Genomic DNA, 9,597 nt, shown 5'->3' on the forward strand with positions numbered 1-9,597 from the left:
AATGGCACGTAAAACCTCAAAGCCCTGGCTATGGACATTACTTGGCTGGCTTGCCGCTTGCATCTTGTTTTTCCCGATTTTCTGGATGTTTCTCACCAGTTTCAAAACGGAAGTCGCTGCGGTTGCAACTCCTCCCCAGTTGTTTTTCCGACCAACATTGGAAAACTATGTTGCCATACAAGACCGGGCAAATTATTTCAATTATGCATTTAACAGCGTAGCGATTTCCCTTGGAGCGACTATACTCGCGCTGCTGCTTGCCGTACCTGCCGCCTACGCAATGGCATTCTTCCCAACGAAACGCACCAAGGGAACCTTGCTGTGGATGCTGTCCACCAAGATGCTACCGTCCGTTGGTGTGCTAGTACCGATCTACATTTTGTGTCGCAACTTTGGGTTACTCGATACCCGTATCGGCTTAATCATCATTTATACCTTGGTTAATTTGCCGATCATCGTCTGGATGATCTACAGCTTCTTCAAAGAGGTTCCCAAAGATATTCTCGAAGCCGATCGCATGGATGGGGCAACGACTCAGCAAGAACTTGTTCATGTGTTGCTGCCACTAGCATTACCTGGAATTGCATCCACTGCATTGCTCTCAATTATTTTGTCTTGGAACGAAGCATTTTGGAGCCTGAACTTGACCACGGCAGATGCTGCACCGCTCACAGCTTTTATTGCTTCATTTTCCAGTCCTCAAGGATTGTTCTGGGCAAAACTTTCAGCAGCATCAACACTGGCGATCGCACCCATTCTCATCTTTGGTTGGCTGAGTCAACGGCAATTGGTCCGAGGTCTCACCTTTGGTGCGGTGAAGTAGGGAGCATCCGAGTTTTAAACGAAGTAGCTCTGCTTAACGCTCTGCGCTCCTCTGTCTTGAAAAGTTTCCTACGGAGGGAAACCCTCCTGCAGAACTTTTCGCTGCGTAAACCTCTGCGTGACTCTGCGTTTCAAAATAAACTCAACCCCTCTAATACAAAAATTTTATGTCAACAGTTGCTTTAAGAGATATCCATAAAACCTATGCCGACACTGAGGTGATCAAAGGCGTTGATCTTGACATCAACGATCGCGAGTTTGTTGTCTTCGTCGGTCCCTCCGGTTGTGGGAAATCCACTTTGCTCCGCATGATTGCTGGACTGGAGGAAATTAGCTCTGGCGATTTGCTCATCGATGGACAGAAAGTTAATGATGTACCTCCAGATAAACGCGGTTTGGCAATGGTGTTTCAAACCTACGCCTTATATCCTCACATGAGTGTGGCGGAGAATATGGCGTTTAGCCTCCGGCTTGCGGGTATGCCGAAAGCTCAGCGGTATGAAAGGGCACGTGAAGTTGCTCGCATCTTGCAACTGGAGCCACTTTTAAATCGGAAGCCTAAAGAACTATCGGGAGGACAGCGTCAACGGGTGGCGATCGGTCGTGCTTTGGTGCGCAATCCCAAAGTCTTTTTGTTTGATGAGCCGCTGTCTAACCTTGACGCTGCTTTGCGGGTGCAAATGCGGATCGAGCTTGCCAGCTTACACGACAGCCTGCAAGCGACCATGATTTATGTGACGCACGATCAGGTTGAGGCAATGACGCTTGCTGACAAGATTGTGGTGTTGCAAGGTGGCATTATAGAACAAGTGGGTTCTCCACTGGAACTGTACCACCATCCTCGCAATCTATTCGTCGCTGGATTTATTGGTTCGCCCAAAATGAACTTTTTCCCAGTCACGGTGACAGGTGTCAATGACTCTGGTACAACAGTTAAACTACCTGGTGACGCAACCGTAATGATTCCGGTGAAGCCCGGAAGCCTGTCGGTTGGGGATAGAGCAACTTTGGGGATTCGCCCTGAACATCTGCGGCTCAATCAGAATAACGCAAGCTTGAATGGCGAAGTGCTAGTCGTAGAACGATTGGGAGGAGAAACCTATCTCTACGTCAAGATTGCGGGTGGGGACACCTTAGTTGTGCAAACAGACGGAGATAATCCTGCGCATATACGCGATCGCCTTCCTATGTACATTAACGGGGAGCTTTGCCATTTGTTTAATCAACAAGGTGAAGCCATTCCGAAAGCTCGTCGTCACCACCTAACCCTGAATGAATCTCATGAACAGCAATATCAGCACAGGTTCAGCAATCAAGCTGAATGAAGCATCCCTATCTCGTTTAGCAAATAACGTTCGCGTACCCAATTACGATCGCCATCAAATCACCAATGGAATTGTCCATATCGGTGTTGGTGGGTTTCATCGAGCACATCAGGCATTATATCTCGATAATTACTTTCATGAGAATCCCGGTAGTGAATGGGGAATCTGCGGAGTTGGGCTACTTGAATACGACAAGCGGATGCGTGATGCACTGAACTCGCAAGATTGTTTGTATACCTTGGTTGAACGGTCACCAGAAGGCGATCGCGCTCGTGTCATTGGTGCGATCGCGCAATATCTGTTTGCACCGGATAACCGACAGGCAGTGATCAACGCATTAGGAGATCCCAAATGCCGCATTGTCACGCTCACCATTACAGAAGGGGGCTACTACTACATTGAAGGCAGCGGTGAATTCGATGCCAATCACCCGACAATCCAGTACGATCTGCAACATCCTGATGAACCAATTGGAGTCTATGGCTTTTTGACAGCAGCACTTGATCACCGCCGTAAACAAGGAATAGCACCGTTTACCGTGTTGTCCTGCGACAATCTGCAAGGCAACGGCAACATTGCCCGCAAAATGCTAACCGCATTTGCACAGATGCGAGATCCAGAATTGGGGCGCTGGGTTGCCGAACAAGTTGCCTTCCCCAACTGCATGGTTGATCGCATTACTCCCGCCACAACCGAACCTGATATCAAAATGGTGGCAGAACAGTTTGGTATTGAGGATGCCTTTCCAGTTGTGGCAGAGCCCTTCCTTCAGTGGGTGGTCGAAGACAATTTCTGTGCAGGTAGACCCGATTGGGAAGCCGTTGGCGTCCAAATGACCAGCGATGTTCATCCCTACGAGATGATGAAAATCCGGCTGCTCAATGCCAGTCACTTGTTGATTGGCTATCTCGGCTCTTTGGCAGGATATACCTACGTCCATGAGGTGATGGCAGACCCATTGATTCGGCAAGCCGTTGATCATTTGATGGCAGAAGTGACGCCGACACTCCAACCTGTGCCTGGGATTGATTTAGATAATTACAAAAAGACCTTAATTGAACGCTTTGCCAATCCCAAGATTCGGGATCAACTCCCGCGTCTTTGCCTCAATAGCTCTGCCAAAATGCCAAAATTTGTTCTCGGCTCAGTTCGTGACGCGCTGCGCCAAGGAGAACCGATTGATTACATGAGCCTAACGGTTGCTGCCTGGTTCCGTTACCTCAATGGACAGGATGACCAAGGCAAACCCATTCCCATTGATGACCCAATGGCAGACATCCTGACTCAACGAGCCCGCTCTGCTGGCTCTGATCCCAAACCATTGCTCAGCCTAAGTGAGATTTTTGGCGATTTACCCCAGTCGTCGCGTTTTGTCGAGTCAGTGACGAACCATTTACATAGATTGTATGAGTTGGGAGCTAAAGAAACACTAGCTCAGTTCTCGCAGGTACATTAGACTTCTTGCAAAAGTATGATTAATGGATATTTAGAACCGCAGATACACGCAGATAAATTATCTGTGTCCATCTGTGTCCATCTGTGGTTTTTTTTTCATAAAATTGACTTTTGCAAGAGGTTTAGTAATGAGAGCTACCACGTTACGATGGTTCATCATTAACTTCCTAACAACTAATGGTGCGTTCAAGAGTCAGGCATAATTATCTGGTCAAGGTTCGTGCCACTGAGGTTAGCTCCCTTAAGGTTAGCGCCCCTAAGGTTAGCTCCTCTAAGATTAGCCCCTGCAAAGTTAGCTCCTGCAAGGTTAGTCCATCTCAAGTCAGCAAAGCTCAAGTCAGCTTCACTCAGGTTAGCCCGCAACAGGTATGCACCACTCAGGTGAGCGTTACTGAGATTAGCTTTGTACAGGTCAGTTTTGTAAAGGTAAGCCCCCATCATTTCCGCCTCGTACAGGTTTGCCTTGTTTAGGTCAGCCGCAATCAAGTTAGCTGCGATGAGGTCGGCATAACAGAGGTTAGCGCGGGTTAACTTTGCTGTACCCAAATCGGCATCTCTCAAGTTAGCGCCTCTCAAATCAGTTCCAATCAAGTTAGCATCAGCGAGAATAGCGCCTTTGAGATTCACCTCACTTAAGTCAGCTCCAATCAGATTGGCATGGCTCAGATCTGCCTGTGTCAGTGTAGCACCGCTCAAGTTAGCAACACTGAAGTTAGCCCCACTCAGGTTAGCTTCAATCAGGTTGGCACCCTTGAGGTTAGCGCCATTGAGGTCAGCACCGCTAAGATTCGCTTGCACGAGTAAAGCATTATCTAAATCCACCTTGCTCAAGTTTACAGAGTGGAGCAAAGCGCCTTTGAGGTTATCGCCTTGCAGGTTAGCGGCGCTCAGATCTGGTGAAATCTGGGGGTTTTTCTTTCTCCACTCAATCCATGTCACTGCACCTGCTCTGAGTAAAGCCAGATGCTCAAGATTTGCCATTGTCTCTCCTTTATTCCTGACGCCCACTCTGGGAATGTATCCGACCAGCGACACTTTCAATCGCCGTTAATGCTCCCCGAGAACCAGCAAGAATATCCCGTTCTTGTCCACCTAAGTAAAGCCGTCCAAAGCTACCTACAGGTTGAACCGCAAGGATGTTAATCGCCGCCGCTTTCTCTGCTTCATTCGCAGCCAGTGCGGCATAAGCAGCAGGCTCAACTTCTAATACATACAGCGTTTGCCCTGCCAGTAGCATTTGTCCCCGGTTCGTGCGATTGAGAAGTTGTGCTTGGTAAGCATCAATGTTGCGGATAATCTGGTTAGAAACGACACGCGGTTTGAGACATTCATCTTTTTGAACTCCTAGCGTCGCCAAAATGGCAGCACCAGCAGCTCGCGTTTCACCTTGGGAGCTAGAATGAATTTCCAATAGACCGTACAGTCGTTCGACCACCAGTGCTCCCGGACGGACAGAAGCAGCTTTGAGAGCTACATCCGTAATCCGATTAATTTCGATACCAGGAGAGATTTCAATCCACAGCGATGAATCTCCTGGTAATGGCAAGAAACCTTGGGCTACCGTTCCCATATATGCTGCATGTTGAGGTTGCAGGCTGTCGAGAAATACGAAACTGCGTAGTTCTATTCCCAAGGTTTTGCTCTCCAGTCATGACGGTGAAAGTTATCTATTGCAAGAGGTCAAGTGTAACTTCACACTACCATAAAGCTAGATGCCAGTATTGACTCAGGCTAGTGGTTCATCGCATTAATTATGATACTTGTATAAGTTCGTAGTAAGGAATGCGCGTCCTAAACTCCAAGAGCGCTTAAGCACTCACTACGAAGGCTTCAAAATTAATGAGACAGACCACTAGACCGATTAGACTCTGAAAAAATCCCCGGATTCCGCTTCGCTAAATTCGGGGAGAGATCAATTTGGGCTTGCTATTTCAACAGATCCAAACACAACTGCCGAAAATGATCACCGCGCTGTTCAAAATTGGCATACTGGTCGAAACTTGCACAAGCAGGAGAGAGTAGCACCACAGGCGCTTGATGCTGTTTTGCTAATTCCGCTGATCTGGGAACAGCCTTCTCCATTGTTTCTACAATTTCGTAACTGTTATATCCTTCTTCTTGCAAGCGTTGGGCAAATGCAGGTGCAGCACTCCCAATCAGCAATACTGAGGCGGCTTTAGCTTTAATTTTTGCCATCCAGCCAGTGTCATCACCAGCTTTGGCTTCTCCACCAGCAATTAATACGACAGGACTTTTAACGGATACCAAGCCAACTTCAGCAGCATCATAGTTAGTTGCTTTACTGTCGTTGATGAAATCAATGCCTTCCCAAGTACAAATGTGTTCCAAACGATGAGGGACACCAGGGAATTCACGGATAGCGCGAGAAATCGCATCTTTATCAATTCCCGCCAAACGCGCCGCTGCAACTGACATCAGCAGATTTTGCAGGTTGTGTTCTCCCACCATCCGCAAAGCGGAAACTTCCACAATGCGTTCATCTTGTAGAGACGCGCCGCCTCTCGTCTCTACAACCCAGCCATCTTCTATGTAATAGCCTTTGGAACTTATCAAATCATCTTTACCTTTGACGCTTGTCCAATAAGCATCACGCCAATCACTTTCACCCACCTTCCTCAGATATGGATCATCACCGTTGAAAATTTGTATCTGAGACTGACGCAGCAACTGCGCTTTGATGTTGTAGTAGTTTTCTAAGGTTTTATGGCGACTGAGATGATCTGGTGTGAAAGTCGTCCAAACGCCGATGCGAGGCGCAAGGGAGCAAGATGATTCTATTTGATAACTGCTCACCTCTGCAATTACCCAGTCGATTTGAGTGTGGGGAGATGAGGAGGATGAGGAAGATGAGGAAGTAACTGCTCCCCCTGCTCTTCCCACAGCCAGGGCGACTTCGCCAGCAGCGTAGCCAATGTTACCGCAGGCGGGAGCGTTTAATCCTGCTTGTTCAAAAATTGCAGCAATTAAGGATGTGGTAGTGGTTTTACCGTTTGTGCCAGTAATTGCTACCCAGGGTACTGATTGCAAATGTTGCCAAGCGAGTTCCATCTCTCCGATGGTTTTAATGCCCAATTCTCGTGCCTTAACCAACACAGGCACATCCCAAGGTACGCCTGGGCTAACAACTATCAATTGGGGTAAATCTGAATTATTGAGTTCCAGGGAATATCCCAGTTTAACGGTTATTTGCTCTGCGGCAAGTTCCTGTTGTTGCTTGAGGAGGTCAAGGGAGGTGTTGCGATCGCTCAGATCTACCTCCCAACCTTCCCGTTTCAACAATCTCGCCGCAGCAATACCGGACTTTCCTAATCCAATGACGTGGGCTTTGGGCATAGACTGTGGCAGAGGTCCCTGGTTAAGCATCATTATCGTAGCGTTTATTTGCTAGAATCACACAACTTTTTTTTACGTATGCTACAAATTTTTTACTATCGCACCAAAGTCCGCTAAAATACGCGCATGGTTGCGAAGTAATCCGAGCAAATTTAACCGATTCCGTTTAATTTCTGGATTTGGGTCCATCACTAAAACGCTTTCTGCACCGTCAAAAAAGTTGCTGACGGTGGGGGTAATTTGCTCTAATGCTGTTACCAACTGCCTATAATCTCGTGACTGTTGGGCTGCTTGAGTTTGCGGCACTAAATCCACAATGGCATTGTAAAAAGCTTCTTCGGATGATTTTTGGAAGAGTTCTTTGTGAACTACTGATATTGGATCAAGTTGTTTTGTATCTAAATTTCCTTGAGCCGCTAAACGAGTGGAACGGTTAACCGTTTCGTAGATGTTATCTAATGTACCATCACTGCGGATTTGTTGGAGGAAAGTGGCGCGCTCGCGCACATCCAATAAATCTTTTAACGCCCTTTCTGCATATTCTGGGTCATTTTCTCCCAAAACTGCATTTACCAAGTCATAATCAATGCCTTTTTCTTCTTGTAGCAATGTCCTGATACGTTGCAGGAAGAATTCTTGTAAAGCAGCGACTAATTGATTTCTATCTTTGTTATGTTCCTTAACAAAATCTGTTGCTATTTGCTCTAGTAACTGTTGCAGATTGATTGGTAGATTAGCCGCCCATGTAATGTTAATGATCGCATTTGCAGCCCGTCGCAAGGCGAAGGGGTCAGAAGAACCCGTGGGTATCATCCCCAATCCAAAGATGCTGACTAACGTGTCAAGTCTGTCTGCCAAACCGACAATTTGTCCTACCAAAGTTTCGGGTAAAATGTCATCCGCCCCGCGAGGTAGATAATGTTCAAAAATTGCCGTGGCAACGGCTTCATCTTCTTTACTGGCTAAGGCATATTTTTGTCCCATAATTCCCTGTAATTCTGGGAATTCGTAGACCATTTGGCTAACTAAATCAGCTTTGCACAAGATAGCTGCTCTTTGGATATTTTCCCGTTCTTTTTCGCTTAATTGCAGTTGTTCTGTAATTTGCTGAGCAATTTTGCCAATTCTATCTACTTTGGCACGCAACGAACCCAAATCCTCTTGGAAAGTCACTTTTTCCAACTGAGGTAAAAAGCTTTCTAAGGGTTTTTCTAAATCGGCGTCGTAGAAAAATCGACCATCGGCTAAACGTGCGCGGATAACTCTTTCATTTCCGACAGCAATGATGTCTGATTTCGTGGGATCGCCGTTAGAGACAGTGATAAAGTTGGGTAGTAATTCTTTTGAATCTTTAGCTTGGAACACAGGAAAATAACGCTGGTGACTTACCATCACAGTGGTAATTACCTCAGTGGGTAGGTTCAAAAACTCTGATTCAAATTTACCGATAACTGCTGAGGGAAATTCTACGAGGTTTGTGACTTCCTCTAATAAATCTTGGTAAATCTCTGCATAGCCATCTAACTTTTGTACAGATTCTTTGACTTGCTGCGTGATGGTATTTGCCCGTTCATCGGGATCAACGACGACATATGCAGAGCGAAGCGCCGTGATATAATCAGTAGATTCGGGAATTGTGACGATTTCTGGATGCAAGACCCGATGACCTTGGGAAATGCGATCGCTCTTTATCGTCTCCGAACCATTATCTAATTCTATTGGCAGCACCGCCTCATCTAACAAAGCAACAATCCAGCGGATGGGACGAGAAAATGTTTTATCCCCGTCACCCCAACGCATTAACCGCTTGCCTTCGAGTTTGAAAATCCACTGAGGAACAAGTTCTGTTAAAATATCGGCAACCGGACGACCGGGAGTGAGTTTCCGTACAAAGACAAAATCCCCCTTATCCGTAGCGCGAACTTCCAAGGCGTCGAGTTCCACACCTTGCTTTTTAGCAAAGCCTTGCGCGGCTGGTGTCGGTTTCCCATCTTTAAACGCAGCTTGTGCGGGGGGACCTTTAATTTCCTCTTCGCGATCGCTTTGTTGGGATGGTAGATTTTTGATGAGTACGGCTAAACGGCGGGGAGTCCCGTAAACTTCCACAGCATCGTAAGTGAGGCTGTTTTCTTTGAGAGTTTGGGGAATGCGCGACTTCCATTGTGCGATCGCGCTACTGAGAAAGCTTGCGGGTAGTTCTTCTGTACCGACTTCTAATAAAAATGCAGGCATAGGACACTGTTGTCAAGGAAAGCGTGGCTTAACTATATTAATCAATTCAACCAGTTTACCTTGGTTGTTATGCTTGCGTAACACAAAGCGCACATTTCAGGACAAGGGGAACCATAAAAAGTCAGAATGGGCGTTGCTGCACTTAAAATCAACATAGCGTAATTTTTAAAGGCAAAAAGCCAGAGTGAAGACTGACAGCATCTTTTATCAATTGTTTGCAGAGTTTCCCAGTATTTTCTTTGAGTTGATTGGGCGTTCTACCAACGAGACTAGAGGTTATCAATTCCGTTCCGTGGAAATCAAACAAACGGCTTTCCGGATTGACGGAGTGTTTCTGCCACCTGAAAACAGTCCTGACCGGAAAACGAGACGCAAGCCCCTGGCTTTAGACATGGGGATAAGTCGCCAG

General features: G+C 46.7%; 8 protein-coding genes. 4 read left to right on the forward strand and 4 right to left on the reverse strand.

The genetic code is table 11. The annotated features are described in order from the left end of the window. Position 1: 1 nt before the first annotated feature. The 3 genes from AACT52_RS34870 (at position 2) to AACT52_RS34880 (ending at position 3,603) form a co-directional block, all read left to right on the forward strand. Positions 2 to 823, forward strand: a complete 822-nt coding sequence (locus AACT52_RS34870; RefSeq protein ID WP_073635010.1) for a carbohydrate ABC transporter permease — start codon at positions 2 to 4, stop codon at positions 821 to 823. A gap of 166 nt (positions 824 to 989) precedes the next feature. After that, positions 990 to 2,147 carry an ABC transporter ATP-binding protein gene (locus AACT52_RS34875; RefSeq protein ID WP_073635011.1) on the forward strand — a complete coding sequence of 386 codons (1,158 nt, stop codon included), beginning with the start codon at positions 990 to 992 and terminating at the stop codon, positions 2,145 to 2,147. Continuing rightward, complete coding sequence (locus AACT52_RS34880) at positions 2,104 to 3,603, forward strand: mannitol dehydrogenase family protein (RefSeq protein ID WP_073635012.1); 1,500 nt, start codon at positions 2,104 to 2,106, stop codon at positions 3,601 to 3,603. Before AACT52_RS34875 ends, AACT52_RS34880 begins: the two co-directional genes overlap by 44 nt. Before the next feature lie 185 nt (positions 3,604 to 3,788). Here AACT52_RS34880 and AACT52_RS34885 read toward each other — a convergent pair whose 3' ends face one another. The 4 genes from AACT52_RS34885 to glyS all read right to left on the reverse strand — a co-directional run bounded on the left by AACT52_RS34885 (position 3,789) and on the right by glyS (position 9,188). Then, the gene (locus tag AACT52_RS34885; protein WP_073635013.1) at positions 3,789 to 4,583 is read right to left on the reverse strand and encodes a pentapeptide repeat-containing protein; all 795 of its coding nucleotides are present in this window, start codon (positions 4,581 to 4,583) and stop codon (positions 3,789 to 3,791) included. Between the two features lie 10 nt (positions 4,584 to 4,593). After that, the gene (locus tag AACT52_RS34890; protein ID WP_069349590.1) at positions 4,594 to 5,235 is read right to left on the reverse strand and encodes a hypothetical protein; all 642 of its coding nucleotides are present in this window, start codon (positions 5,233 to 5,235) and stop codon (positions 4,594 to 4,596) included. A gap of 293 nt (positions 5,236 to 5,528) precedes the next feature. Then, positions 5,529 to 6,956 (reverse strand): UDP-N-acetylmuramoyl-L-alanine--D-glutamate ligase, encoded by a 1,428-nt coding sequence (murD, locus tag AACT52_RS34895; RefSeq protein WP_073635020.1) that lies wholly within the window; start codon positions 6,954 to 6,956, stop codon positions 5,529 to 5,531. 81 nt (positions 6,957 to 7,037) lie between these two features. Beyond that, complete coding sequence (glyS, locus tag AACT52_RS34900; protein ID WP_073635014.1) at positions 7,038 to 9,188, reverse strand: glycine--tRNA ligase subunit beta; 2,151 nt, start codon at positions 9,186 to 9,188, stop codon at positions 7,038 to 7,040. Positions 9,189 to 9,372: 184 nt separating this feature from the next. On the opposite strand from glyS, the gene AACT52_RS34905 reads away from it, so the two are divergent. Next, on the forward strand, positions 9,373 to 9,597 hold a 225-nt coding region (locus AACT52_RS34905; protein ID WP_073635015.1), incomplete at its 3' end, for a DUF2887 domain-containing protein.

The sequence above is a fragment of the Scytonema sp. HK-05 genome (assembly GCF_963872035.1).
GTDB lineage: Bacteria > Cyanobacteriota > Cyanobacteriia > Cyanobacteriales > Nostocaceae > Kalymmatonema.